The 24,907-nt window shown below is 68.6% G+C and carries 26 protein-coding genes and 1 tRNA gene; 8 read left to right on the plus strand and 19 right to left on the minus strand.

Annotated features, from left to right (window positions below; all coding sequences use genetic code 11):
- Positions 1-261 precede the first annotated feature (261 nt).
- From ACFWUU_RS04305 to ACFWUU_RS04330, 6 genes are all read right to left on the minus strand, one after another.
- Positions 262-337 (minus strand) — tRNA-Ala (locus ACFWUU_RS04305).
- 569 nt (positions 338-906) lie between these two features.
- Positions 907-1,551: a histidine phosphatase family protein gene (locus ACFWUU_RS04310; protein ID WP_380172609.1), complete on the minus strand. Its 645-nt coding sequence runs from the start codon at positions 1,549-1,551 to the stop codon at positions 907-909.
- The gene (gene rsfS / locus ACFWUU_RS04315) at positions 1,548-1,985 is read right to left on the minus strand and encodes a ribosome silencing factor (RefSeq protein ID WP_380172612.1); all 438 of its coding nucleotides are present in this window, start codon (positions 1,983-1,985) and stop codon (positions 1,548-1,550) included. Before rsfS ends, ACFWUU_RS04310 begins: the two co-directional genes overlap by 4 nt.
- A 7-nt stretch (positions 1,986-1,992) precedes the next feature.
- Positions 1,993-2,604: a nicotinate-nucleotide adenylyltransferase gene (gene nadD, locus ACFWUU_RS04320; protein ID WP_137253684.1), complete on the minus strand. Its 612-nt coding sequence runs from the start codon at positions 2,602-2,604 to the stop codon at positions 1,993-1,995.
- A gap of 22 nt (positions 2,605-2,626) precedes the next feature.
- Positions 2,627-2,785, minus strand: coding sequence for a hypothetical protein (locus ACFWUU_RS04325; protein WP_170989649.1), 159 nt, complete (start codon positions 2,783-2,785; stop codon positions 2,627-2,629).
- A 76-nt stretch (positions 2,786-2,861) separates the two neighbouring features.
- Complete coding sequence (locus ACFWUU_RS04330; protein WP_267901740.1) at positions 2,862-2,990, minus strand: hypothetical protein; 129 nt, start codon at positions 2,988-2,990, stop codon at positions 2,862-2,864.
- A gap of 146 nt (positions 2,991-3,136) precedes the next feature.
- Here ACFWUU_RS04330 and ACFWUU_RS04335 point away from each other — a divergent pair, with 146 nt between their 5' ends.
- Complete coding sequence (locus ACFWUU_RS04335; protein WP_137253683.1) at positions 3,137-3,586, plus strand: Lrp/AsnC family transcriptional regulator; 450 nt, start codon at positions 3,137-3,139, stop codon at positions 3,584-3,586.
- Here ACFWUU_RS04335 and ACFWUU_RS04340 read toward each other — a convergent pair.
- On the minus strand, positions 3,519-4,718 hold the full coding sequence (locus ACFWUU_RS04340; protein WP_380172615.1) for an MFS transporter: 1,200 nt from the start codon (positions 4,716-4,718) through the stop codon (positions 3,519-3,521). The genes ACFWUU_RS04335 and ACFWUU_RS04340 overlap by 68 nt on opposite strands.
- An 83-nt stretch (positions 4,719-4,801) precedes the next feature.
- Here ACFWUU_RS04340 and ACFWUU_RS04345 point away from each other — a divergent pair, with 83 nt between their 5' ends.
- Positions 4,802-5,665: a winged helix-turn-helix transcriptional regulator gene (locus tag ACFWUU_RS04345; RefSeq protein WP_380172617.1), complete on the plus strand. Its 864-nt coding sequence runs from the start codon at positions 4,802-4,804 to the stop codon at positions 5,663-5,665.
- On the opposite strand, the gene ACFWUU_RS04350 is transcribed toward ACFWUU_RS04345, so the two are convergent.
- On the minus strand, positions 5,652-6,536 hold the full coding sequence (locus tag ACFWUU_RS04350; RefSeq protein ID WP_380172619.1) for an alpha/beta fold hydrolase: 885 nt from the start codon (positions 6,534-6,536) through the stop codon (positions 5,652-5,654). The genes ACFWUU_RS04345 and ACFWUU_RS04350 overlap by 14 nt on opposite strands.
- Positions 6,537-6,601: 65 nt before the next feature.
- Here ACFWUU_RS04350 and ACFWUU_RS04355 point away from each other — a divergent pair, with 65 nt between their 5' ends.
- Positions 6,602-7,180, plus strand: coding sequence for a PadR family transcriptional regulator (locus ACFWUU_RS04355; RefSeq protein ID WP_202877604.1), 579 nt, complete (start codon positions 6,602-6,604; stop codon positions 7,178-7,180).
- 398 nt (positions 7,181-7,578) lie between these two features.
- Entirely contained in the window at positions 7,579-7,950 is a 372-nt protein-coding gene (locus ACFWUU_RS04360; RefSeq protein WP_380172621.1) for a 4'-phosphopantetheinyl transferase family protein, read from the plus strand.
- A 92-nt stretch (positions 7,951-8,042) separates the two neighbouring features.
- Here ACFWUU_RS04360 and ACFWUU_RS04365 read toward each other — a convergent pair whose 3' ends face one another.
- From ACFWUU_RS04365 to ACFWUU_RS04410, 10 genes are all read right to left on the minus strand, one after another.
- On the minus strand, positions 8,043-9,374 hold the full coding sequence (locus ACFWUU_RS04365) for a glutamate-5-semialdehyde dehydrogenase (RefSeq protein WP_380172623.1): 1,332 nt from the start codon (positions 9,372-9,374) through the stop codon (positions 8,043-8,045).
- The gene (locus ACFWUU_RS04370) at positions 9,371-9,871 is read right to left on the minus strand and encodes an HXXEE domain-containing protein (protein ID WP_380172625.1); all 501 of its coding nucleotides are present in this window, start codon (positions 9,869-9,871) and stop codon (positions 9,371-9,373) included. Before ACFWUU_RS04370 ends, ACFWUU_RS04365 begins: the two co-directional genes overlap by 4 nt.
- Positions 9,868-10,980 carry a glutamate 5-kinase gene (gene proB / locus ACFWUU_RS04375; protein WP_380172627.1) on the minus strand — a complete coding sequence of 371 codons (1,113 nt, stop codon included), beginning with the start codon at positions 10,978-10,980 and terminating at the stop codon, positions 9,868-9,870. Before proB ends, ACFWUU_RS04370 begins: the two co-directional genes overlap by 4 nt.
- On the minus strand, positions 10,980-12,551 hold the full coding sequence (gene obgE, locus ACFWUU_RS04380; RefSeq protein ID WP_380172629.1) for a GTPase ObgE: 1,572 nt from the start codon (positions 12,549-12,551) through the stop codon (positions 10,980-10,982). The genes proB and obgE overlap by 1 nt, the downstream gene beginning before the upstream one ends.
- 126 nt (positions 12,552-12,677) lie before the next feature.
- The gene (rpmA, locus tag ACFWUU_RS04385) at positions 12,678-12,938 is read right to left on the minus strand and encodes a 50S ribosomal protein L27 (protein WP_130381076.1); all 261 of its coding nucleotides are present in this window, start codon (positions 12,936-12,938) and stop codon (positions 12,678-12,680) included.
- 12 nt (positions 12,939-12,950) lie between these two features.
- Entirely contained in the window at positions 12,951-13,265 is a 315-nt protein-coding gene (gene rplU, locus ACFWUU_RS04390; RefSeq protein ID WP_137254211.1) for a 50S ribosomal protein L21, read from the minus strand.
- A gap of 149 nt (positions 13,266-13,414) precedes the next feature.
- A complete protein-coding gene (locus tag ACFWUU_RS04395; protein WP_380172631.1) occupies positions 13,415-16,984 on the minus strand; it encodes a ribonuclease E/G in 3,570 nt (1,189 codons plus the stop codon).
- A gap of 155 nt (positions 16,985-17,139) precedes the next feature.
- Positions 17,140-17,967, minus strand: coding sequence for a TIGR03936 family radical SAM-associated protein (locus ACFWUU_RS04400; RefSeq protein WP_380172633.1), 828 nt, complete (start codon positions 17,965-17,967; stop codon positions 17,140-17,142).
- An 18-nt stretch (positions 17,968-17,985) separates the two neighbouring features.
- Positions 17,986-18,486 (minus strand): DUF1772 domain-containing protein, encoded by a 501-nt coding sequence (locus ACFWUU_RS04405; protein WP_380172635.1) that lies wholly within the window; start codon positions 18,484-18,486, stop codon positions 17,986-17,988.
- A gap of 101 nt (positions 18,487-18,587) precedes the next feature.
- Complete coding sequence (locus ACFWUU_RS04410) at positions 18,588-20,828, minus strand: M64 family metallopeptidase (RefSeq protein WP_380172637.1); 2,241 nt, start codon at positions 20,826-20,828, stop codon at positions 18,588-18,590.
- Positions 20,829-20,949: 121 nt separating this feature from the next.
- Here ACFWUU_RS04410 and ACFWUU_RS04415 point away from each other — a divergent pair, with 121 nt between their 5' ends.
- The 4 genes from ACFWUU_RS04415 (at position 20,950) to ACFWUU_RS04430 (ending at position 24,229) form a co-directional block, all read left to right on the plus strand.
- On the plus strand, positions 20,950-21,444 hold the full coding sequence (locus tag ACFWUU_RS04415) for a hypothetical protein (protein ID WP_137253670.1): 495 nt from the start codon (positions 20,950-20,952) through the stop codon (positions 21,442-21,444).
- 63 nt (positions 21,445-21,507) lie between these two features.
- A complete protein-coding gene (locus tag ACFWUU_RS04420; protein ID WP_380172639.1) occupies positions 21,508-22,305 on the plus strand; it encodes a lysophospholipid acyltransferase family protein in 798 nt (265 codons plus the stop codon).
- Between the two features lie 39 nt (positions 22,306-22,344).
- Positions 22,345-23,223, plus strand: coding sequence for a prephenate dehydratase (locus tag ACFWUU_RS04425; RefSeq protein WP_380172641.1), 879 nt, complete (start codon positions 22,345-22,347; stop codon positions 23,221-23,223).
- 31 nt (positions 23,224-23,254) lie between these two features.
- A complete protein-coding gene (locus ACFWUU_RS04430) occupies positions 23,255-24,229 on the plus strand; it encodes a GNAT family N-acetyltransferase (protein ID WP_380172643.1) in 975 nt (324 codons plus the stop codon).
- Here ACFWUU_RS04430 and ACFWUU_RS04435 read toward each other — a convergent pair.
- A complete protein-coding gene (locus tag ACFWUU_RS04435; RefSeq protein ID WP_380172645.1) occupies positions 24,226-24,768 on the minus strand; it encodes a hypothetical protein in 543 nt (180 codons plus the stop codon). The two genes, ACFWUU_RS04430 and ACFWUU_RS04435, sit on opposite strands and share 4 nt — an antisense overlap.
- Positions 24,769-24,907: the final 139 nt, after the last annotated feature.

Genomic DNA, 24,907 nt, shown 5'->3' on the forward strand with positions numbered 1-24,907 from the left:
GTATCAATGACGCGTTCTTCGAGGCGCTGTATCTGACACGAGACTTCGTTGACCACGCCGTACTGAGTCCGGTCTTCGCCGAGGTCGTTGAGGCATACGCGGCCCATCGTCGCTCGACAGGACACGAGCACGCCGTTGATGGTCTGCAAACAAAGAGCCGCCCTGCTCCAACGAGCAGGGCGGCCAACACTGTCACCTTGAGTGATGTTCTGAACACCCCCAGTGACCTTGATTTGGTCCCGGGTTCGAGAACAGCACTCATGGTGGAGCTTAGGGGATTCGAACCCCTGACCTCTTCCATGCCATGGAAGCGCGCTACCAACTGCGCCAAAGCCCCGCGGTGTCTTGCGACTCCGGAAGTTTAGCGGATGGGGGGCGGCAAAGAAAAATCGGTTGGCTCGTGGGGCTGGTGAGGTGCGCGACAGGTCGGTTGCCCTCTCTGACGGGCTCGCGTAGACGACAGTTCACAGCTGTCTGTACGCCGAACTGAACGCGCGGCATCACGCTCTGCGTCCGCCGGAGGTGGCTCATGCGGTCGCCGTGGAACGTCGTCGTGGATGCTGCACCGTGCAGTAGTTCGACGGCGAGACACTCGCCGCGGGACCGTTCCAGCGCCGGCGGAGCCGGCCAACAAGTCAGTCGCCGCGAAGCGGTGTCCTTTGGGGGTGCTACACCAGCCCAGCAGCCCCATGGCGAGGCAGTTGCCCCGGGACGGATCCAGCGCCGCCGGCGAAGCCGGCCAATAGAACAGCCGCCGCGAAGCGGTGTCCTTTTCGGGTGGCACCAGGTTAAGTAGCTCCACGGCGGGACGGTCGCCGCGGGACGGACCCGGCGCCGGCGGAGCCGGCCGAAAGGATGGCCGCCGCGAAGCGGTGTCCTTTGGGCCTTTCCCCCGACGTACACCAATCAGCGTTGGGGGTCGTCGCTCATTACTGGTTCGGGGAGGGAGCCGGCGTTCCATTCCTCGATTCGCCAGCCTCGGCGGCCGTTGAGGAGGGAGACCCAGTTGCAGTTGGCGAGGCCTCCGAAGGCGGGCCAGTTGGCTTGGGGGATGCCGAGGAAGACGCAGATGCCGACGCGGGCGGCCAGGCCGTGGGTGGCTATCACGATGGTGTCTTCGGAGCTGCCTTCCTCCGAGATGCGTTGGAGGGCGCCGCTGAAGCGGGTGGCGACTTCTTCGACGGTTTCGCCGTTGGTGCCGCGGCGTTGGGTTTCGCCGCTGAGGATGCGGGCGGCGGCTTCGGGGTTGATGGCGGCGAGTTCGGCCGAGGTGAGGCCGGCCCAGTCGTCGACGTCGATCTCGCGGAGCGCTTCGTCGTACTCGATCTTGAGGCCGGTCAGCGCGGCGAGCTCACTTGCGGTGGCGACTGCGCGTTGGAGGTCGCTGGCGAAGAGTCTCGTCGGCGCCAGGGCGGCCAGGCGTGCGGCGGCGGAGCGGGCCTGGGACACGCCGACCGAGTCCAGTGGGATGTCGGCCTGGCCTTGGATCTTGTCCTGGAGGTTCCACTCCGTCCGGCCGTGCCGCCAGACGATCAGCCGGCCCGCGCTCATTCGGCCGAGGCCGAGCCAGACAGACCCGAGCCGGGCAGACCTGAGCCGGGCACAACGGCACTGGGACCGGCGACCGGGGACGGCAGCGGGATGACCGGGCAGTCGCGCCAGAGGCGTTCGAGCGAGTAGAACGCCCGCTCCTCGTCGTGCTGGACGTGGATGACGATCTCGAGGTAGTCGAGCAGTACCCAGCGGCCCTCGCGCGCGCCTTCCCGGCGTACCGGCTTGGCGTCGAAGTCGACGCGCAGCTTCTCCTCGATCGCGTCCACGATCGCGCGGACCTGGCGGTCGTTCGAGGCGGAGGCGACCAGGAACGCGTCGGTGATCGCGAGCTGCTCGGACACGTCGAAGGCGAGCACGTTCTCGGCCTTCTTGTCGTGGGCTGCTTCCGCAGCCGCGGTCAGCAGCTCGATTGCGCGTTCACTGGCAGACATAAACGTCCTAACGGTTGGTGTAGAGCTCACGCTTGGCGATGTACTGGACGATGCCGTCCGGCACCAGGTACCAGGTCGGGTTGCCCTTGGCGACCCGGGCACGGCACTCGGTCGACGAGATCGCCAGCGCCGGCACCTCGAGCAGGGTGATCCGGTCCATCGGCAGCTGGTCGAGCGGCAGCACGAGGCTCTCGGTCCCCGGCCTGGTACAGCCGACGAACTGGGCGAGCTTGAACATCTCGTCCACGTCCCGCCAGGTGAGGATCTGGGCGAGCGCGTCGGCGCCGGTGATGAAGAACAGTTCGGCGTCCGGATACAGCCTGGAAAGGTCGCGGAGGGTGTCGATGGTGTACGTCGGACCCGGCCGGTCGATGTCGACCCGGCTGACCGAGAACCGCGGGTTCGACGCGGTCGCGATCACGGTCATCAGGTACCGGTCCTCGGCCGGAGAGACCTTCTTGTCCGACTTCTGCCACGGCTGGCCGGTCGGAACGAAGATCACCTCGTCGAGATCGAAGTACGCCTGCACTTCGCTGGCCGCGACAAGGTGGCCATGATGGATCGGGTCGAACGTGCCGCCCATCACACCGATGCGTCGTACCCGCTCCACAGAAGCCACGTCAGCCCTTCAAGACAGCCGCCTAGCTGTGCGGCCGGCCCTTGCCCATGATGACGGTGACGAGCAGCAGCAGGATGAACACGACCAGCGCGAACCCGCCGTACCACCACTTCGAGATGTGCGACGCCTCGACGGCGGTCGCTTCGATGGCCGCCACCTGCGGCACGAGGATCGAGAACATGATGCGAAGCCTATCTCGTGGCCGCCCCGACGACAGCGACCGGTGGCCTCACGAGGACACCGGTCGCGGCAATAGGTCAGCTGTGGCGGACGTGACGGGTCAGCAGCCGGCGCCAGGCAGACGGTACGGCGTGGGCGCGGCGGGCCTGCGCTGCGACGCGGTGCCGCTCGTCGATGTGGGCACGGGCAACTTCGGGGGTGATCATGATTCCTTCACTGGGGTTGGTACGGCGGGAGCTGGGGCGGACTGACCCCAGTACCTGTAATTGTACGGTTTTGACTACGATGTCACAAACGAATTAAAGGTCTGAAACATTCCAAGCCTTAGAATCTGCGGTGAACAGGAGGCGTCATGGACGCGATCGACCGGCAGCTGATCGAGGCGCTCCGGCTGAACGGCCGCTCCAGCTGGGCGGAGCTCGGCCGCGAGGTCGGTCTGTCCGGCCCGAGCGTCCAGGAGCGGGTACGGCGGCTCGAGGAGCGCGGCGTGCTGCTCGGGTACCGCGCGGTCGTCGCGCCGGATCAGGTCGGACTCGGGACGAGCGCGCTGATCGGGCTGTTCCAGCGTGACGACGTCGAGACCGATGACATCGTCGAGCAGGTCCGGGACATCGTCGCCGTCGAGGACTGCTGGTTCGTGGCCGGCGACCAGGAGCTCGTGGTCAAGGTCCGGGTCGCGGACGTCACCCAGCTCGAGGCGGTCGTCGGCTCGCTGCGCCGCGTCAACGGCGTGGTCAGGACGCGGACGACGGTTGTGCTTTCGACTCGGTGGGAAGGGCGTCCGGCGCCGCTGCCCGAGTGACCAGCAGTACGGCGCCGGCGGCCAGCGCGAGGGCCGCGGCGATCGGATAGAGCAGTTGCGGTGCGTGCTGGTACGCCGATCCGCCGAGCGCCGGCGCCAGGAACATGCCGCTGATCGACGCAGCGGCGTACAGGCTGGAGTACCGCCCGACCATCCCCTCCGGCGCCGCGTCGGCGACATGCGCGGTGGCCGTCGGTTTGTAGAGCATCTCCCCCGCCGTGATGACGACGATCGCCAGCGTCGCTCCGGCGAGCGCGGGCCAGACCCCGAGGATCGCGAGCCCTGCGCCGACAAGCGCGAAGCCGACTGCGATGACCCGGGTCGCGCGGTGGCCGCGTAGTCGTACGGCGAGCGGGGCTTCGCAGAGGACGATGACGGCAGAGCTGACGCCGATCAGTACGCCGTAGGCGACGGCAGGGGTGCCTGCGTCGCGGAGCAGCAGAGGCATAGTCGCGAAGATCTGGCGGTAGACGGTGTCGACGATGACGATCGTCGCGAGGACGAGCAGGACCGGCCGGTCGGCCAGAACCGTCTTCCAGAGGCCGGCGGTCGAGGCAATCGCCGTACGGCGGGCAGGCGGGACCCATCGCCAGACGATCGCGGCCAGGATCAGGCTTGTCGCGGCGTCGATCACGAAGACGAGCGAGAAGTTGTAGGCGGCAAGGAGGCCGCCGAGCGGTGGGCCGATGGTGAAGCCGGCATTGCTCGCGGTGCGGGAGAGGGCGATGCCTTCGCGGCGGCGGTCCGGCGGGAGGGCGGTTGCGACGAGGGCGCTCATGTTCGGGCGGCCCGCGCCGCCGAAGAGGCCCGCGCAGACCGCGACGGCCGCGATCGTGGCGCCGGGCGCGAACGGCATCGCGATACAACTCGCGGCCCAGAGCAGTTGGCTGGCGACTGCCGCCGTACGGAGGCCGAAGCGGTCGCCGAACCAGCCGCCGCCGAGGTTGCCGCCGAGCAGCCCGACGCCGTACGCCGCTGCCGCGAAGCCGGCCTGTTGCGCCGACATGCCGCGGTCCTCGACCAGGTAGAGGGTGAGGTAGATCCAGGCGAGGGCGCCCGCGGAGCTGACGAGTTGGCCGACCATGACGGCCTTGAGCCAGGTGGGCAGGTCCGCGATGCGGCGCCAGTACATGCCTTGACCTCCTCTAGTAAGTTCCTGTTGGGAACCTACTTGGCCAGCTAGCGTGGTGGCAACCGGAATCGAAGGAGTACGTCGTGCGGCGGAGCACCTTCTCGCCCGAGCCGGACTGTGCGATCGCGCAGTCCCTGGGCGTCATCGGCGACGGCTGGGAACTGCTGCTCGTCCGGGATCTGGCCCGCGGGCTCGAGCGGTTCGACCAGCTCGCCGAGTCGCTGCACATCTCGCGGAAGGTGCTGACCGAGCGGCTCAACGGTCTGCTCGAGAGCGGGATCGTGTCGCGGTCGGCGTACCAGGAGCGGCCGACCCGGTACGCGTATCGGCTCACAGAGCGCGGGCGCGCGCTGCTGCCGGTGCTCGTCGCGTTGCAGGACTGGGGTGATCGGTGGCTGCTCGGGGACGGGTCGCTGAGTGGGACCAACTCGGAGGACGAGCCGCCGGCGCATCGGTTGCACGAGCTGGTGGGTCAGCGGGTGCCGTCCGTCGTCCTGCCGTCGATCGTTGGTACGACGGTTGACGTGGTGGACTCCGACGCGCGGGCGACGGTGCTCTTCGGGTATCCGGCGACCGGGCGGCCGACACCTTTGCCGGACGGATGGAACGAGATCGCGGGGGCCAGCGGGTGCACGTTGGAGAACCGGCTGTTTGCCGGCCGGTACGACGACTTTGTCGCGCGCGGGATCGCCGTACGTGGGGTGAGTACGCAGCGGACTGACGAGCAGCAGGCGTTCGCACGGGCGGAGGAGATTCCACATCTGCTGCTGTCGGATCTCGATCTCGAACTGGTGGCGGCGCTGCGGTTGCCGACGTTCCGGGCGGGTGGGTACGAGCGGCTGAAGCGGGTCGTGCTGGTGATCGGGCGCGACCGGATTGTGCGGGCTGTGCGGTATCCGGTGGTTGATATCGCGGATGCTGTCGAGTGGGCGCTCACGACTGCTTGAAGAAGGCATTCACCTCTTCGGCGATCCGTCGTACGGCGGCCGGCTTGCCCGTCGGGTTGACGCCGCCGGGGTCCGAGGACGAGCCGTGGTCGTAGCCGTCGAACTCGATGCGTCGGCAGTGCGGGAGGACCTTCTCGAGGGTGGCGCGGCCGGGCTTGAGGCCGGGGAGGCCTTTGGTGCCGCCTAGGAGAAGTACGTCGGCGTTGACGGTGCGGAAGTTGTCGAAGGTGCCGGCGAGCTCGGCGACGATCGTGCCTTCGGCGTGGATGGTGGGGGCGAGTTGGCGCATGGTGATCGCGTCGGCGGGGGCTTGGCGCCCTTCCTTGGCCATCATCTTCTCGGTCATCCGGCGGAGCAGGCCGCGGGGAACGACCTTGAGGAACGGCGGGGCCATCTCGAAGCCGAACATACTGGTGACCATCCCGGCGGCGAGGTCGCCGCGGGCGATCTCCTGGTCGAAGCGGGTCAGCCACTCGCGGTGCGGGGCGCCGTCGGCGACGATCGCGGGCTCGTAGAGCGCGATCTGCTTCAAGGGCAGGGTCCGGGCGGCTTCGAGGACGACCGCTCCCCCGGCGCTGACGCCGAAGGCCCTCTCTGCGCCGGCCTCGGTCAGGACTGCTTCGAGGTCCTCGACCTCGGTGCGGACCGTGTGGTTGGGGCGGTGCGGACCGGAGAGGCCGCGGCCGCGGCGGTCCGGGAGGTAGACGGTGAAGTCTGACGCCAGAGCTTCCGCGAGGAGCGTGTGGCTGCGGGCGGACTCCATGCTGCCGTGCAGCACGACGACGGCGGGGCCTTGGCCGGTTTTGTAGTAGCCGATCTCGGTGCCGTCGCGGGAGGTCACGGTGCCTTGGGTGAGTTCTGCGGTCTTCATGGATCGATAGTTACATGGGATCTAGTTACATTGCAACTAGTTTCTTTGCCCCCTATGCTGAGGGGGTGACTTTTCGACGCTCACCGCTCGCGCTCGCGATCCTCGGCCTGTTGGAGAACGGGCCGATGCATCCGTACGGGATCCAGCGGCTGATCAAGCAGTGGGGCAAGGACCAGGTCGTCAACGTCGGGCAGCGGACCAGCCTGTACCGGATGATCGTGCGGCTGGAGGAGGCTGGGCTGCTGACGGCCGGCGCTGTCGAGCAGGACGAGCGGTATCCGGAGCGGACGGTCTATCACCTGACGGACGAGGGGCGGAAGGTCTGTCGGGAGTGGTTGGCGGAGATCCTGACGACGCCTCGGAATGAGTTCCCGGAGTTTCCGGCTGGGTTGTCGTTCGTGATGCTGCTGACGCCCGAGACGGCGGGCGAACTGCTGAGCCAGCGGCGGGAGTCGCTGACTAAGCGGATCGCGGAGCTGCACTTGGAGCTGCGGTCGGAGGTGGATGGGCAGCCGATCCCCCGGTTCGCGTTGCTGGAGACGGAGTACCAGGTCGCGGTGGCGATCGCCGAGGCGAAGTGGATAGACGGTGTGCTGCACGACCTCCACACCGGCAAGCTGACGTGGACACCGGGCCCGGTGTGACGGACACCCGGAGGACCTCCGCGGGCCGACCGGGGGCCGACGCCGCGGGACCGCGCGGCGCGGCGCGTGTGGAGAGCGCGCACCGCGCGGTGGGTGTGGGCGGCGCGCGTGGCGCGGTGGGTGTCGGCGGTGGTCGGGCTGTGGTTGAGGTGTGGTGGGCTCGGGTTGGGGCGGCTCGGGATGGGTTTGTTGGGGATTTGGATTCGGTGGAGCGGGGGCGGTTGGCGGCGTACGTGCGGGAGGTGGACCGCGCGCGGTTTCTGCTGGGGGTGACGATTACGCGGCGGGTGCTTGGGCGGCGGTTTTCGTTGCCGGCGGCAAGTGTTGGGTTGGATCGGACGTGCTTGGAGTGTGGGAGGCCGCATGGGAAGGTGCGGGCTGAGGGGGTGGAGTTGTCGGTGACGCACTCGGGGGATCTGGTCGGGGTTGCGTTCGGCGAGCTGCCGGTGGGGCTTGATGTGGAGAAGGTTGATCCGGGGGTGGATGTTGATGGGGTGGCTCGGGTTGCGTTGAGCGCTGACGAGGTGCGGGAGTTGGCGGAGTACGACGGGATTGCGAAGGCGCGGGCGTTCACGGCGTACTGGACGCGGAGAGAGGCTGTGCTGAAGGCGACCGGGGAAGGGTTGCGCGGGGAGCTGCGGGGGCCGGTGCCGGCGGGGATTCAGGTGCAGGAGTTGGAGGTGGGCGCAGATCACCGGGCGGCTCTGGCTGTGGTGACTTCCGAGCCGCCGATCGTGCGGATCGAGGATGCGACGCAGCTGCTGAGCTGACGTGGCCGCAGGTCAGGCGAGCTGGCGTGGGGTCGGGTTCTCGAGGTCGACCAGGTTCACCCGGACGGCGACTGCGCCAGCTGGCTGAGGGGTTAGGTGCGGAGTTGGCCGTCGCCGGTGACGATGTACTTCGTGGACGTCATCTCGGGGAGGCCCATCGGGCCGCGGGCGTGGAGTTTTTGGGTGGAGATGCCGATTTCGGCGCCGAAGCCGAACTCGCCGCCGTCGGTGAAGCGGGTGCTGGCGTTGACGACGACCGCCGCGGAGTCGACCGCCTGGGTGAAGCGGCGGGCCGCGGACTGGGAGCGGGTGATGATCGCCTCGGTGTGACCCGAGCTGTAGCGACGGATGTGCTGTACGGCGTCCTCGAGCGAATCCACCACCGCGGCCGACAGGTCGAGCGAGTTGTACTCCGCCCCGAAGTCCTCCTCCGTCGCAGCAACGACACCCGCCCCACGAGCACCCGCTACGTCGCTTGCGGCGTCGCCCGCCGCGGCGTCACCCGCTTCGTCGGTGGCCGACGATGCCGGCAGGTTATTGCCTGCGGCAACTACTGTGGGATCGCCGTGGACCGTTACGCCGGCCCCAACCAGCGCAGGCAGAGCACGAGCCAGGAACTCATCCGCAACAGCGGAGTGCACCAGCAGGGATTCGGCGGCGTTGCACACGCTGGGTCGTTGGGTTTTCGAGTTCAGCAGGATCTCGAGACCGACCTCAAGGTCGGCGTCCGCGTCGATGTACACGTGGCAGTTGCCGACGCCCGTCTCGATCACCGGCACCGACGACTCGCCGACAACAGTCTGGATCAGACCGGCCCCACCCCGTGGGATCAGTACGTCGACCAGACCGCGTGCCTGCATGAGCTCCTTCACCGCGGCGCGATCGGTCGGCACGCCCTGGATCACATCCGCCGGCAACCCACACGCCGCGGCAGCATCCCGCAGTACCGCGATGATCGCCGTGTTGGACGCCGCTGCGGATGACGAACCACGCAAAAGGACAGCGTTGCCGGACTTCAGGCAGATGCCAGCAGCGTCAGCGGTCACGTTGGGCCGCGCTTCGTAGATGATGCCGACCACGCCGAACGGCACCCGGACCTGGCGGAGCTCGAGACCGTTCGGCAGCGTGTACCCGCGAACTACCTCACCGACCGGATCGGTCAGCCCAGCAAGCTGCTCGAGCCCGGCCGCCATCCCGTCGACACGCGCCGGGTTGAGCGCCAACCGGTCGACCGTCGACTCCGGCGTACCCGCCTCACGAGCCGCTGCGACGTCAACATCGTTCGCCGCCACGATCGCGTCCGTGTTTTCGCGCAGCGCCGCCGCCATCGCGTGCAGCGCCGCATCCTTCGTCGCCCGGGACGCGTCAGCCAAGGCGTACGACGCCTCGCGCGCCCGCCGCGCCAGCTCGATGATCTCGCTCACTCGCTCATCCTAGGTCCGTTGTTCCAAGTAAGGACCCGACGTCTCAACCGCGGAAGCCGGGCGATCGCGTGCGACACCGGAACGACCGCCGCCAGCGCGACGTTGAGCCGACGGTCACTCGGCGCGACCGGCACGCCCTCCGCCTTCAACCGTCTCCAGGCCCAAACGCTGAAAGGAATGACGACGAGCGGCGTCGTCACCAGGCCCGGCGTGTAGCGGCGCAGTACTACGGACTGCGCGATATGCGTCCCAGCGTGCAGTCCGAAGCCCAGCAGCGAGGCCTGGAAGAACTTGCTCCGCCCACCCGTCGCAGCACCAACGGCAGACGCAGCGGCCATCGCGACACCGGTGAGACCGATCGCAGTGGCAGCTTCACTTCGAGAGGTACGCACGAAGGACGGAAGGTCAGGCTGCCGGGAGAACGACGGCATCGTCGCGAGTTCCTCGAGGTCGTGGACGATCCACGCCGCGAGCAGACCCCATGCGACCTTCTTCACAGCAACACCAGGTCGTCACGGTGGACTACTTCGCGCTCGTACGCCGCACCCAGCTCGCGAGCGAGGTCCCGGGTAGAGCGCCCCAGAAGGTCGGGCAGCTCGGCAGCGTCGTAGTTGACCAAGCCGCGCGCGATCACGACGCCCGAGGGCGACACGAGATCGACCGGGTCACCGGCGGAGAAAGTGCCTTCTACCGCAGAGATCCCGGCCGGCAGCAGGGATGCGCGGCGCTGAGTGACAGCACGGACGGCCCCTTCGTCCAACCGGAGTACGCCCTGACCTGAGGTGGCGTGGGCCAGCCACAGAAGCCGAGTCTTGCGGCGGCGGCCGGTCGGGTGGAAGAGCGTGCCGACCCGCTCGCCACGGAGAGCCTCGCCGACCCGCGCGGCCGATGTCAGGACGACCGGAATCCCTGCCTCTGTAGCGATTGCGGCCGCCTCGACCTTCGTCTGCATGCCACCGGTACCGACACCGGACGCTCCAGACTTCCCGATCGCGAGCGGCTCCAGATCAGCAGCCCCACGGATCTCGGTCACCATCGACGTACCAGGCTTGCGCGGATCCCCGTCGTACAGGCCATCGACGTCGGAGAGCAGCAGCAACAGATCGGCGTGCACGAGATGACTCGTCAACGCAGCGAGCCGGTCGTTGTCGCCGAAGCGGATCTCGGTGGTCGCGACCGTGTCGTTCTCGTTCACGATCGGTACGACGCCGAGCTCGAGCAGCCGCGCGAACGTACGGTACGCGTTCCGGTAGTGGCTGCGCCGCGTCACGTCATCGACGGTCAGCAGCACCTGCCCGACCCGCAACCCATGCGCCGCGAACGCATCGCTGTACCGGGCCATCAACAGGCCCTGCCCGACCGAAGCAGCCGCCTGCTGCGTGGCGAGGTCACGCGGTCGCGACCGCAACCCCATCGGAGCCAGGCCGGCGGCGATCGCACCGGAGGAGACGAGCACGACCTCGGCCCCCTCCACCCGCCGCGCCGCGATGGCGTCGACGAGCAGCCGGAGTCGTTCGAGATCGATCTTGCCGCGCTGGGTCAGCGATGACGAGCCGACCTTCACGACGATTCGCGTGGCCGCAAGGACCTCCGCGCGAGCGTCCATCAGAAGTCCTGATCTGTGCTTTCTTCCGCCGCTTCGAGCTCGCGCGCTTCCTTGCGCGCCAGCTTCTCCGCCTTCACCGCTGCTCGTTTCGCCTCGGCCGGGGACAGGTCGACCTCGTCCTCGCCCCACTCCTGCTTGTAGTCCGTCTGCAGGCCTCGATTGGCGTGGTACTCCGTGTCCTTCGCCCGCCGCCGCTGAGCCGCCGGCCGATCTTCCTCCAGCCGGTGGTCCTCACCGCGCCGGGCCAGGATCTCCGCGCCGGCCAGTACGTCGGGAGCGAAGTCGAACACGATCGCGTTCGGTCCGTCGCCGATCATCACCGCGTCGCCGGCGAGCGCTCCCAGCTTCAGCAGCTCGTCCTCGACGCCGAGCCGGTTCAGCCGGTCGGCCAGGTAGCCGGTCGCCTCCGCGTTCGCGAAGTCGGTCTGCCGGACCCAGCGCTCGGGCTTGTCACCCTGCACCAGCCAGCCGGCGTCCTCCGGCAGCTTCTTCACCTTGAACTCGGGCCCACCCTGCGCCTGCGGCCGGATCACGATCCGCGTGGTGTCGGGCTTCTCCTCTTCCGCGCGACGCCGTACGACGATGTCGGCCATCGCGAACTTCAACGCCTCCAGGCCTTCGTGCGACGCGGTCGAGATCGGGAACACCCGCAGCCCGCGCTGCTCCAGCTCGGCCTGCACCATCTCCGCGATCTCCCGCGCGTCCGGTACGTCGATCTTGTTCAGGGCAACGAGTCGCGGCCGGTCCTCGAGCCCGCCGTGCGCCTGCAGCTCGGCCTCGATCGTGTCGAGATCGCTGAGCGGATCCCGGCCCGGCTCGTACGTCGCGCAGTCGATGACATGGACGAGCGCCGCACACCGCTCCACGTGCCGCAGGAAGTCGTGCCCGAGACCACGCCCTTCGCTCGCACCCTCGATCAGACCCGGTACGTCGGCCACGGTGAACGTCACGTCACCGGCGACGACGACGCCGAGGTTCGGGATCAGGGTGGTGAACGGGTAGTCGGCGATCTTCGGCCGGGCGCGGCTGATCGAGGCCACCAGCGAGGACTTGCCCGCACTCGGGAAGCCGACCAGACCGATATCGGCGACGACCTTCAGCTCGAGGACGAGCGTGCGCTCCTCGCCATCCTCACCCAGCAAGGCGAATCCAGGCGCCTTACGCGCGCTGCTGGCCAGGGCCGCGTTGCCCAGACCGCCCTTGCCGCCTTGGGCAGCAACGAATTCCGCGCCAGGGCCGACGAGGTCAGCGAGTACGACGCCGTCCGCCGTGCTGATGACCGTTCCGTCGGGGACGGGCAGTACGACGTCGCCGCCGTTGCTGCCGGCCTGGTGATCACCCTTGCCCTGGGCACCGTTCGTCGCGGTGCGGTGGCTGGAGCGGTGGTAGTCGACGAGCGTGGTGACGTCGGGGTCGACGCGCAGGATCACGCTGCCGCCGTCGCCGCCGTTCCCGCCGTCGGGACCGCCCAGGGGCTTGAACTTCTCCCGGTGCACCGAGGCGCAGCCGTTTCCGCCGCGGCCCGCGGCGACATTCACCGTCACGCGGTCGACGAAGCTGGGGATTGCCATCGGTGTGTCTCTACTTCCTGTCGGGTCCTACCAAGTGCTTCAACCACATACACAGCAAAAGGGCGGGTCCGCGGTATTCCGCGACCCGCCCTTTGCAGAGCTTACTGATACGTCCGGGTGGCGGTGTTACTCCGCCGGGGCCGGGACGATGTTGACGACGCGGCGACCGCGCCGGGTGCCGAACTCCACGTGGCCCTCGGCCAGCGCGAACAGCGTGTCGTCGCCGCCACGGCCGACCAGGTTGCCCGGGTGAAAGTGGGTGCCACGCTGACGGACGATGATCTCGCCGGCGTTGACCAGCTGACCGCCGTACCGCTTCACGCCGAGGCGCTGCGCGTTGGAGTCGCGACCGTTGCGGGTCGAGGCCGCTCCCTTTTTGTGTGCCATTTGGTAATCAGCTCACTTCTTCGCGTCGATCGCGGTGACCTTGACCTGGGTGTAGTGCTGACGGTGCCCCTGGCGCTTGCGGTAACCGGTCTTGTTCTTGTACTTGAGGATGGTGATCTTCGGGCCCTTGCTGCGGCCGAGAACCTCAGCCGAAACGGCCACCTTGGCCAGCGCCGCAGAGTCGGTCGTCACGGTGTCGCCATCGACGACGAGGACTGCCGGAAGGGACACAGTGTCGCCCACCTTGTCCGTCAGGCTGTCGATCTCGATGACATCGCCGACGGCGACCTTCTGCTGGGTGCCGCCACTGCGCACGATCGCGTACACCGTGGATCTCACTCTCTGCTGGTTCGGAAAATTACAAGCATGACGCGGGAGGCTGTAATCCACTCACTCTCACATCAGGCACAGGTTCGGTGCGCCTCAGCGCACCGAACCAATAGCTTACAACCCCGGGTCGGCAAACCCGAAATCGGTTAGCTGCCGGTGGTGACGAGCTCGGAAGGCTCCGCGCCTTCACCCTCGGTAGCAGTCTTGCTCCGGCTGCGGCTGCTGCGCCGCCGCCGGGTGCTCTTGGTGGCGCCGTTCTGCGCGGCGTCGGCCGGATCGGCGGCCTCGGTGGCCCCGACCTCGGAGCCGGCCGTCTCGGAGCCGGCCGGTGTCTCGGTGATCAGCGTCGTCGCCGCGGCGGATTCGGCCGGGAAGCCGGTCGCCTCGGGGCTGACGTGCTCGTCGGCGTCGGCAGAGATCGGGTAGCCGGTCGGTTCCGGCGTACCTTCACCGTCCTTCTTGACCGTGGCGGCGGCGATCTGGGCGAGCTTCTGGGCGGCGTCGGCGTTGTGCTGCGCGGTCTCGGCCTCGGTGGCCTCCTCCTCGCCGCGGCCCTTGCCCCGGCGACGGCGCGAGCTCTTCCGGCCGCCCTCCTCCGCCTGCGCGGGCTTGCCGTGGTCGTGACCGTTGCCGTTCGCCTGACCGTTGCCCTGGCCGTTGTTCTGGCCGTTGCCGTTGGACTGCCCGTTGCGGCTGTCGCGGCGGCGGGACTCCTTCGGCTCGTCGTGCAGGATCAGGCCGCGGCCACCGCAGTGGTCGCAGTTCTCGCTGAACGCCTCGAGCAGGCCGGTACCGATCCGCTTCCGGGTCATCTGGACCAGGCCGAGCGAGGTGACCTCGGCCACCTGGTGCTTGGTCCGGTCGCGGCCCAGGCACTCCACCAGCCGGCGCAGGACCAGATCGCGGTTCGACTCGAGCACCATGTCGATGAAGTCGATGACGATGATGCCGCCGATGTCGCGGAGCCGGAGCTGCCGGACGATCTCCTCGGCCGCCTCCAGGTTGTTCTTGGTGACGGTCTCCTCGAGGTTGCCCCCGGAGCCGGTGAACTTGCCGGTGTTGACGTCGACGACGGTCATCGCCTCGGTCCGGTCGATGATCAGCGAGCCGCCGGACGGCAGCCAGACCTTGCGGTCCAGCGCCTTCTTGATCTGCTCGTCGATCCGGTAGTTCGCGAAGACGTCGCCGTCCCCACCCCACTTCTCGACCCGATCGGCCAGGTGCGGCGCGACGCCCGCGACGTACTCGCGGACCTGCTCGTAGGCACGGTCGCCGGAGATGACCAGCTTCGCGAAGTCCTCGGTGAAGAGGTCGCGTACGACGCGGATCAGCAGGTCGGGCTCGCCGTACAGCAGCTGCGGGGCCTGGCCGTTCTTGGACTTCTTGTCGATGTCCTCCCAGGCGGACTGCAGGCGGCTGACGTCGGCGGTCAGCTCCTCCTCCGAGGCGCCTTCCGCGGCGGTCCGGACGATCACGCCGGCCTCGTCGGGCACGATGTCCTTGAGGATCGTCTTCAGCCGGTTCCGCTCGGTGTCCGGCAGTTTGCGGCTGATGCCGCCGTTGCCGCCGCGCGGGACGTACACGACGTACCGCCCGGGCAGGCTGATCTGGTTGGTGAGCCGAGCGCCCTTGTGGCCGATCGGGTCCTTGGTCACCTGGACCAGGACGGACTGGCCGGACTTCAGCACCTGCTCGATCTTGCGCGGACCGTTGGCGCCACCAAGGGTCGCCCAGTCCACCTCACCGGCGTACAGGACCGCGTTGCGGCCCTTGCCGATGTCGATGAACGCGGCCTCCATGCTCGGCAGCACGTTCTGCACGCGGCCGAGATAGACGTTGCCGATCAGCGACGTCTGCTCGGCGGTGGTCACGTAGTGCTCGACCAGGACGTTGTCTTCCGAGACCGCGATCTGGGTCAGGTCCTCGCGGGACCGGATCACCATCGTCCGCTCGACCGACTCGCGGCGGGCCAGGAACTCGGCCTCGGTCACGATCGGCGCGCGGCGGCGGCCGGCGGCGCGACCCTCACGGCGGCGCTGCTTCTTCGCCTCGAGGCGGGTCGAGCCCTCGACCGCGGTGATCTCGTTGTTGACGGTCTTGCTGCGCGGCTCACGGACGCGTACGACGGTCTCGTCGGGGTCGTCCGGGGACGCGGCGCTGTCCTCGCCCTTGCGGCGACGGCGACGGCGACGACGCCGGGACGAACTGCCCGCCTCGCCGTCCTCGTCGGAGTCGGCCGCACCGTCCTGGTCGCCGTCGTCGGACGCGTCGGCGTCCTGCTCGGCGTCCTGGCTGTCGTGCTCGTCCTCGTCGTCGGACTGGTCGTCGGCGTTGTCGTCCGCACCGTCACCGGACTTGCGACGACGACGTCCACCGCGGCGGCGACGGCGACGGCGAGTCCCCTCGCCACCTTCCTCGCCGTCCTCGCTCTGTACGTCGTTCGCGCCGTCGGACTCGTCGTCCGCGGCAGTGTCGGCCTGGGCGGCGGCGGTGGTGCCTGGGGCGGTGGCGTCTGCCGTCGCGCCTCCGGTTGTCGCGCTTCCGGCTGCTTGCGTGGCGGCGGCCTTGCGGGCGGACCGGCTGCGGGTCCTGGTGGTGGTCTTCTCGGCGGCCGGGTCGGTGTCGTCGGCGCTCGCCTGCGGCTGAGCGTCGGTCGACTCCTCGGCTACCTCGATCTCACGGGCCTCGGCGTCGCGGTTACGACGGCTGCGGCGACGGCGGTTGCCGGTCGGCTGCTCGTCGGTACCCGGCTCCGGGGTCTCGTCGGAGGTCGCCTCGACCGCCGTCGGATCGGCCTGCTGCGGGCCACCAGTCGGCGCCTGGAACAGCACGGCCGCGGGAGCGGCAGCACGCCGACGGGTACGGCGGGTGCCGGACTCCTCGGGTGCATCCGAGGCGGCGCCGTCCACGGAGGTGCTGGAAGAGCCCGCGGTGTTGGAGGGACCGGCGTGGTCCGTGGTGAGCGCGGTGGTCGCGCCGGAGTTGGCCTCGGCTGCGCTCGAGTTGGCCTCAGCTGCGCCGCGGTTGCGGCCGCGACGGCCGCGGCTCGTCGCGCCGCTGTCGGCGCGGTCCGTGGTGCCTGCGGCGGAGTCGGCATGGGCCGGGGCGTCGGCGTGGGCCGGTGATGCCTCTGCGTTCGCGGTGGACTCGGCGGTCTTCGCCGTACGGCGGCGGGAGGTGCGCTTGCGGGTGGAAGTGCCTACGTTCGCGGCGTCGTCGGCCGGCGTGTTGGTAGCGGCGTTCGGCGCGCGCTCGGCGTCGGCTACCGGGCCGTCCGTCATCGGAGAGTCTGCGGACAGCAGGTCCGGGGCAGAGGCCTTCTTCGTGGTGCGTTTGCGGGTGGTCTTCTTCGCGGGGGCCGCATCTGCGGTCTCCGGCGCCTCGTCAGGGACGAACTGCGGGAAGATGTCCTGGTCCGCACTCTTCTTGGCGGCGCGGGCGGTCTTCTTGGCCGGAGCCTTCGCCGCGGCCTTCTTGGCCGTGGTCTTCTTCGCGGCAGTCTTCTTGGCTGCCGCCTTCTTCGCCGGCGCGGGCGCCGGATCGGCGGCCTCGGCGTCGGACTGGGTCGGGACCGCGTCGGCGGTCTTCACCGTGCGCTTGCGCGTGGTGGTCTTCTTCGCAGCCGGCGCCTTCTTCGCGGTCCTGCGGGTGGAGGCGGCTGGCTGGGCGGTGGCAGCCGTGTCGGCTGCCTCGGTGGTCGGCTCGTTGTCGAGCATGTAGTGCGGGTCTCCTCAAGCCCTCCGGCGCATCCTGCGACCCCTGTCACGGGTCCGGCGCGGCCACAAGGCGGTCACGGTTCGCCGCGCCCGGCCCGGAAATCTTCCCGGGGCCGCCGCGTGGCGGAAGCCTGCTGGATCCGCTCCGCCCGCGCTCAGGGCACAGAGGGAGCGGCGGCGTCGCCCTCCGCTGTGTGCGTCTGGTGGGGATCTGCCTGGCCGGTCGCGGTCGCCTGGTTGGCGTCGCGGTCACGAGCGAGCGGGTCTTCCACCGTGCCGGTGTCCGTGGTGAGCGGGCCCTGGGCGAGCCTGGTCAAAAGAGCCGGGCCCGTCACCGGGAGCGTCGCTACCTCGAGCGCGCCGGCGAGAACGTCGTCGGGTCTCACGGCCGGGGTTCCGTGCCGTAACACCACTTGCAGTATCGCACACGTCTCAACCGACCCCGGTTCACTCGCGACGGTGAGTCGGAGAACGGCAGCCCGACAGTCGAACGAGCGAACCCCCCGTTTGGTCATGCGCTCGACCAGAATTTCCTCCCGCGCCAGGAACGCCTCCACCGCGGCTCCGGCGGTCGCGGGATCCACCCCCGGTAACGCGATCCGCCACTCGCTGGCCTCCAGCCGCTCGGCCAGCGACCCCGGCCCGGCGACGACCACCTCGAGTACGTCGAGCCCCGGCGGCAGCGCCTCGTCCAGGGCGGCCCGGACCTCGTCGGCGTCCCGCTCGTGTGTGAGCGAGATCTCCAGGTACTCGGCCTCGGAGGCGGCGCCGGTCGGCGCGGCACCGGCGTACGAGATCTTCGGGTGCGGGCTGAAACCGTGCGAGAACGCCACCGGGAGCTCGGCGCGCCGTACGGCGCGCTCGAAGGCGCGCTGGAAGTCGCGGTGTGAGGTGAATCGCAACCGCCCCCGCTTGGCGAATCTCACCCGGAGCTTCTGGACCGCGGGGAGCTGCTGCGAGGGCGGTGCTTGAACTGGTGCCACGGAGGCATTGTCGCAGGCTCAGGGCTGGGCCGCGGACTTGCCGGTCAGGTAGAGGGCCCAGCCGAGGAGACCGAAGGAGATCAGGGCAAGGATCGTGCGGAGCAGGTTGAAGGCGACCCATTTCGACTCGTTGAACGCGGCCCGGGCGGCCGCGACGTCGATCGTGGCCGGATCTCCGGCAGCCTTCAGGGCGTCGTTCAGCGGGACGTTCACCGCCATCGTGACGATGATCGTGACCAGGTACAGCACGAACGCGACCGCGATCCACGGCAGCGCCTTCTCCTTGAGGCTGAGCAGTCCGGCGAGCACAGTGAAGAGCGCAGCACCGAGGAAGCCCAGACCGAGGAAGAGCGGGTTCACGATCGCCCGGTCCACCGCCGTGAACGCGCTGACGAAGGTCTTGTCGTCGGTCTTGGCCAGACCCGGCATGAACGCGTTCGCGTAGATCGCATATACGCCGGCCACCAGACCGGTTGTCATCGTGGCCGCCATCAGGGACGCCACCCGCAGTCCGTTCATCTCACTCCTTCTGTACGGCGGGAACTCCCCGCACCAGAAAAGTTATGAGAACCGCGATCCCGGGAACATGTCGGCGAAACTCACGTGCATGTCCGCTCGGCTCAGAGCTTCGCGCACTGCCCGGATCGGGGTCCGGAGACCTTGTTCGGCGCCTCGAGATTGGTCGGATTCGGGGCGTTGGCGGAGCAGACAAGAGGGCCGTTGACGGTGTTTCCGGCCAGGGCCGGAGGTTGGGCGGTCGAGGCGTTGGTGACGGAGACCGGGCCTTGGACCACGCTTCCGACGAGGACCACGCTTCGGCTGACGCGATCGGCGGTGACCGGGCCGGCGACCGTGGAGCGGAGGAGTTGCAGGTCGGCGGCCTGGTCGGCGCGGACCGGACCGGAGATTCGTGAATCGGTCGCCACGAGTGAAGCACCGGCCGAGACCAGGACCGGACCGTTGACGGTTGCGTTGGTCAGGCAGGTGACGCCGGAGCGGAGGTACAGCGGGCCGTTGTGCGTGCCGCTGATCGTCGTTGTGCAGGCCGGCGCCGGGTGCAGCAGCGTGACCGCGAACCGGCGCGGGCTCGCGATGTTGCCGGTGGCATCGATAGCGCGGTACTCGACCTGATGACGCCCGTACCCGGGCGGTACGTCGTCCCAGGGCACCACCCGCGGTACGCCGAGCTTGCCGTAGACGAGCTGGTCGATCTCGGTCCCCTCGGCCGTGAACTTGAACGGCAGCGACGCATCCGTCGGCCAGCCGTAGTAGTTGTACCAACCGTCGCCGTCGACGCGGAACTCCGGTACGACGTACCCCGGGCTGTCGTCCGTTGCCGCCAGCCCCATGGTGAAAGCGTCGTTATAGACGTATTCAGGACCGGTCGGCTTCTGCACGGTGAGCAGCGGTTTCGACATCGTCGGGGTGACGACCGCCTCGACGCCGTCGACCGTCCAGGTGAGTGTCTGGGTGCCGGTCCGGGCGGTCAGCGTGTGCCGGCCGGTCAGCTTGAGCGGGGCGAGCGCGAGGTCGCGGTCGTTGCCCGGGTTCGCGACGGTCCGCCCGTCGACCTGCCAGGTGATCGGGGCGCTCGCCTGCGAGGTCTCGGCGTACACGACCTCGTCGGCGCTCACCGGATGCTCGGTCGAGGTGGAGCCGGTGAACGTCGGCATACCGGTCGACGGCGATGCGGTCAGCGTGGTGTCGATGGTCCAGGAGCGGGTGGCGGTCGGGCGTACGGCGGGGTCGCGGATGAAGCTGGTCGGGTCCACGATCGTCGCGGTCAGGGTGTGTTTGCCCGCGGTGAGGTGCTGGGTGGAGAGGTCGACGGAGCGGGCGTTCCCGGTCGGCAGCGTCGTACCGTCGACGGCCCAGGACACCGTGAGCTCGTGGTCCACCGGATGCAGCGTTTGCAGCCAGACGACTTGGTCTGCGGCGACCGGGCCGACCGGTGTGCTGTCCTGGAACAGGTTCGCCTTGGCCGAGAGTCGTTGGGTCATGCGCTCGCGTGAGATCTGGTCGAAGTAGTACCCGAGTGCCTTCATCATCGAGTGCGCGCTGGGCCGCCAGACGCCTGAACCGGCGTACATCCCGCCTTCGTAGCGGCCGATCGTGCCGCCGGATTCCGACGGCTCCCCCAGCCAGCGGTACCACTTCGCGTGCTGGTCGAGCATTTGCTGCTCGGTCAGCAACGTGTGGTGGATCGAGGACGGCTCGGGACCGACGTACGGCGCGCCGCGCTCGCCGCGGGCGTAGTAGTCGTATTCGTCCTGCAGTCCGCCGAGCGAATGGCCGAGCTCGTGCGGCGTGATCAGCGCGGACAGCGCGTTGCCGCCGGACGCGGTCGCGTACGTGCCGCCCGCCCCGCCGTACGTGTTGCTGTTGCCGATGGCAAGGATCTGCCGGTTGGCGGAGGTGGTGCCGGGGACCAGATCGGCGTACTGCGTGGCGGCCGCCGAGCTGACCGTCAGCAGGCGCTGGACGCTGCCCGGGTTGCAGCCGCCCCAGAACCCCATCTGCAGTGGAGTGTCGCGCTGGGGCGAGGTCAGATTGGGATCGCAGTCGACGCCGGACTCCGGGGAGGCGATCTCGACGGCGTACACGTTGACGTAGTTCCGGTACGACTTGAACGGCTCGATGCTCCAGAGGATGTTCAGGTGCTTGTCGAGCTGCTCGCGGAACTTCGGCAGCTCGGCCGCGGTGTAGCCGTCGCCCATCACCACCAGGTTGAACCGGGACGCTGCCGGCCCGGTCACCTGGATCGGCACCACCGTCGCCTCGGGCGCCGCCGCCCTGGCCGGCAGCATGACGAGTGCTCCCGCGAGGACCGCGAGGACAGCGGTCAGGACCTTGATGCGCATACTGACTCCCCCACCTGGGCGACGGTGTGGTCAGCAGCTTACGAATCGGTGCGCCGCGATGTCAGCGGCTTCCGCGTGGCGACCGGGCCCGATGCCCCGGGGCCGGCACTAACTTGCATTCATGACCAATCCAATTGACGACACCATCGCCGTCGAGCGGGAACGCGTGATGCGTCCGGTGATCCGGCTGGTGGCGATCTACCTCGGCCTGAGCATCCTGATCGCGGTCCTCGTCGCCGTCTTCCACCACAGCGTTCTCAACTACCAGTTCGCCCATGCCCCGAACCACGACTCCCCCGATCCGGCCGTCCGGGACCAGGTCCGGACCAGCCTGTCGTGGGCCTTGTGGTCGCGGCCGATCACGGCGCTGATCATCCTGCTCGTCTACCTGCGGATCATCAGAGGGCTGCGGCACGGCAAGCGCTCGTCGTACCGCAGGATCCGGGTGGTGGCGATCGTGGTGACCGTGCTCAACGTGTACTACATCGCGTCCGGCCAGAATCCGGTCTGGATGAGCATCGGCCAGGGCCTGCAGATCGTCGTACTGATCACCACCTTCGTCCTCGCCAACCGCCCCGACGTCAAGGCACACTTCAGGCCGGCCCAGGGCGATTGATCCCGATCCGGGGTGCCGTACGGCATCATGAAGGTTCGGGGAACGTGTGAGGAAAGGACACCGATGACGGAACCGGCACAGTCGCCGCGGCGGGAGCCGGACCCTGCGGTCGTGGATGCCGGCGACGGCGACGGCAAGGGCATCTACTGGGTGCTGAAGAACGTGCTGGTCGGACCGCCGGTGAAGCGCATCTTCCGGCCGATCGTGGTCGGCGCGGAGAACATCCCGGAGACCGGCGCGGCGATCATCGCCAGCAACCACCTCTCGTACTCCGACTGGATCTTCATGCCGCTGGCGCTGCGCCGACGGGTCACGTTCGTCGCGAAGTCCGACTACTTCACCGGGGCCGGGATCAAGGGACGGTTCCAGCGCGGGTTCTTCAAGGGCACCGGGCAGGTGCCGATCGACCGGTCCGGCGGATCGGCGTCCGAGGGCGCGATGCGGGCCGGGATGAAAGTGCTGGAGCGCGGCGAGCTGTTCGGGATCTACCCGGAGGGGACGCGGTCGCACGACGGCCGGCTGTACAAGGGGCGGACCGGCGTGGCCCGGCTCGCGCTGGAGGCCAAGGTGCCGGTGATCCCGTGCGGGGTGATCGGCACCGATGTGGTCGCTCCGCCCGGGAAGGTCGTCGCGTCGTTCGCGTCGCCGACGGTCAAATTCGGCGAGCCGCTGGACTTCTCGCGGTACGAAGGGATGGAGAGCGATCGGCTCATCCTGCGGGCCGTCACCGACGAGATCATGTACAAGATCATGGAGCTGTCGGGGCAGGAGTACATCGACATGTACGCCACCAAGGCCAAGTCGCTCGAGGGTCGCGCGGTCACCGGAGCACCGGACAAGGTCCGTAAGACGGACACCTGATCCGGCTGGTGAGATGTTCGGGGTCTAGGCTGGTAGATCGTGGACGGACCGATTGCTTACCAGGGTGAGCCAGGCGCGAATTCGGCGATGGCGTGCACCGAGATGTTCCCGGACCGCGAGCAGCTTCCTTGTACGACCTTTGAGGACGCGCTCGAGGCGGTGAGCAGCGGGCGCGCCGGGCTGGCGATGATCCCGGTGGACAACTCGATCGCCGGCCGGGTCGCGGACATCCACCACCTGCTGCCGGAGTCCGGGCTGCACATCGTCGGCGAGTACTTCCTGCCGATCCACTTCCAGCTGCTGGCAACTCCTGGTACGACGCTCGACCAGATCAAGACTGTCCGCAGTCACGTCCACGCCCTCGGCCAGTGCCGGAAGATCATCCGTGAGCACGGGTGGTCGACGGTCGTCGCGGATGACACCGCGGGCGCGGCGCGTGAGGTCGCCGAGCTGGGTGATCCGACGGTTGCTTCGCTCTCGCCGCGCGCGGCCGCCCAGCTGTACGGGCTGGACACACTTGCGTCCGATGTCGAGGACGAACACCACAACACGACCCGCTTCCTGGTGCTGTCCCGCGAGCCGGAGGTACCGCCGGTGGGGTCAGGCCCGGTCATCACCAGCTTCGTGTACCGCGTGCGGAACGTGTCGGCTGCGCTCTACAAGGCGCTCGGCGGATTCGCCACCAACAGCGTGAACATGACGAAGCTGGAGTCCTACCAGCTGGGCGGCATGTTCTTCGCCACCCAGTTCTATGCCGACATCGAAGGCCACCCCGAAGACCCGAATGTCGCGCTGGCCCTGGAAGAACTCGCCTTCTTCTCGGTCGAGGTCCGCCTGCTGGGCGTCTACCCGGCCCACCCCTTCCGCAACTCCATCGCCGAACCGGCCGCGAACCGGGCCCTCCGCCCCCACCACTAATCCGCAGGCCCCGGCCCCCTAGGGTGCGTGGGTGGAGATTATTGCGGTGGACGGGCGCGATCCCGAGGTGTTCCGACGGTTCTACGACGTCAAGTTCGGGGTTCGGCAGGAGGAGCTCGAGTTTCCCGTCGGAATGGGGGTCGAGGAAGCTCGGGTGCTCATGAGTGGGGAGCATGCTGATGTCCGGGCCGACGGGCTCGGACTCGTGGACGGGGACACCTGGCTGGGGGTTGCCTGGCTGGACTGGTGGTTGGTGGGGAACACGGACACTGTGGACGTGGAGCTGGCTGTGGCTCCGGAGTACCGGCGGCAGGGTGTCGCGAGTCGCTTGCTGGAGGTTGCGATCGGGCGGGCTCGGGCGGACAGCCGGCGGATTATCTCGGGGACGAACCTCGCGGGCGATCCAGTGACGGGTGAGAGTGCGGGGACGGCGTTTGCTCGGGCGCGAGGGTTCGAGCAGAAGCATGCCGAGCTGCATCAGGTGCTGGAGTTGCCGGTCGATGTGAGCGGGCTGGAGCAACCGGTCGACGGGTACGAGCTCGTGCAGTGGCGGGAGCAGGCGCCGGACGAGTGGCTCGAGCAGTTTGTCGAGCTGTTGAGCGGGATGAGCGAGGACGTGCCGACCGGCGATCGGACGGACGAGCCAGTGCAGTGGACACCCGAGCTCGTGCGGGACGCAGAGGCCCGGCGGGTGGCTCAGGGGCGGTTCACCTACACCACGGCGGCCGTGCACATCGCGTCCGGTGAGCTCGCGGCGTACACGCAGATGGGCGGTACGCCGGAGAGCCCGGGCCGCCTCAACCAGTACGACACCTACGTACGGCGTACGCACCGCGGCAACGGGCTCGGTATCGCGGTGAAAGCACCGAACCTGCGGGCGATCCAGACCGGCCCCGCCGTGATGCACACCTGGAACGCGCCCGAGAACACCCCGATGATCGCGGTGAACGCCAAGCTAGGCTTCCGGGCGGTGGCGCAGCGGACGATGTGGGAGCGGGTGCTCTAGCCGAAGGTCCAGGTCGGGTGCTTGGCCGAGAGCACGTCGCGATGCCCGGCCCAGTCGGTGGCGGGCAGGGCGGCGACGTCCAGCAGCGTCGGTCGGCCGGCGCGCAGTTCGTAGCCCCAGGTGAACGCGGCGATCGGTACGACGTGGCGCGAGTGGATCACGTCGGGTACGACAGTGAGGAACGTGTCGGCCCGCCAAATCCCGTCAGGATGGTCGGGGTTCGCCGGCGCATCGAAGAACGTCGGCAGGTAGCCGTACGCGTAGAACGGGTCGGTGGCGTCGAAGTTCGGGGCGAGATCGATCGACACCTCGGCCCCACGCGTGACGACCTGGATCCAGCCCATGATCGCGTTGATGCCGTGCCCGTGGTACCTGATCGACGCGGTGCAGATCGGGAAGCCGCGGAACGCCTCGGCGTTCAGACCGGGTACGACGAGTTGGTGCCCGGACGCCCACGGGTCGTCGTTCGGCACGACCCGGACCGAGATCAACCCACGATGAGCACGCACCTCGAACGGAACCGACTTCTCACGCTGCATGGGTCAATCCTGCACTGTAGACAAATCGAGGCCAGTGGGATCCGAAAGTCTTGTCATGAAGGGTTGTGTGCGCGAGGCGATCGGAGCAAGGTGAAACGCAGAACAGTGACTTGGGGGCCGACTGTTCGGTGGGGGAAGG

Origin of the sequence: Kribbella sp. NPDC058693, from assembly GCF_042715335.1 — a bacterium.
Classification (GTDB): Bacteria; Actinomycetota; Actinomycetes; order Propionibacteriales; family Kribbellaceae; genus Kribbella; species Kribbella jiaozuonensis.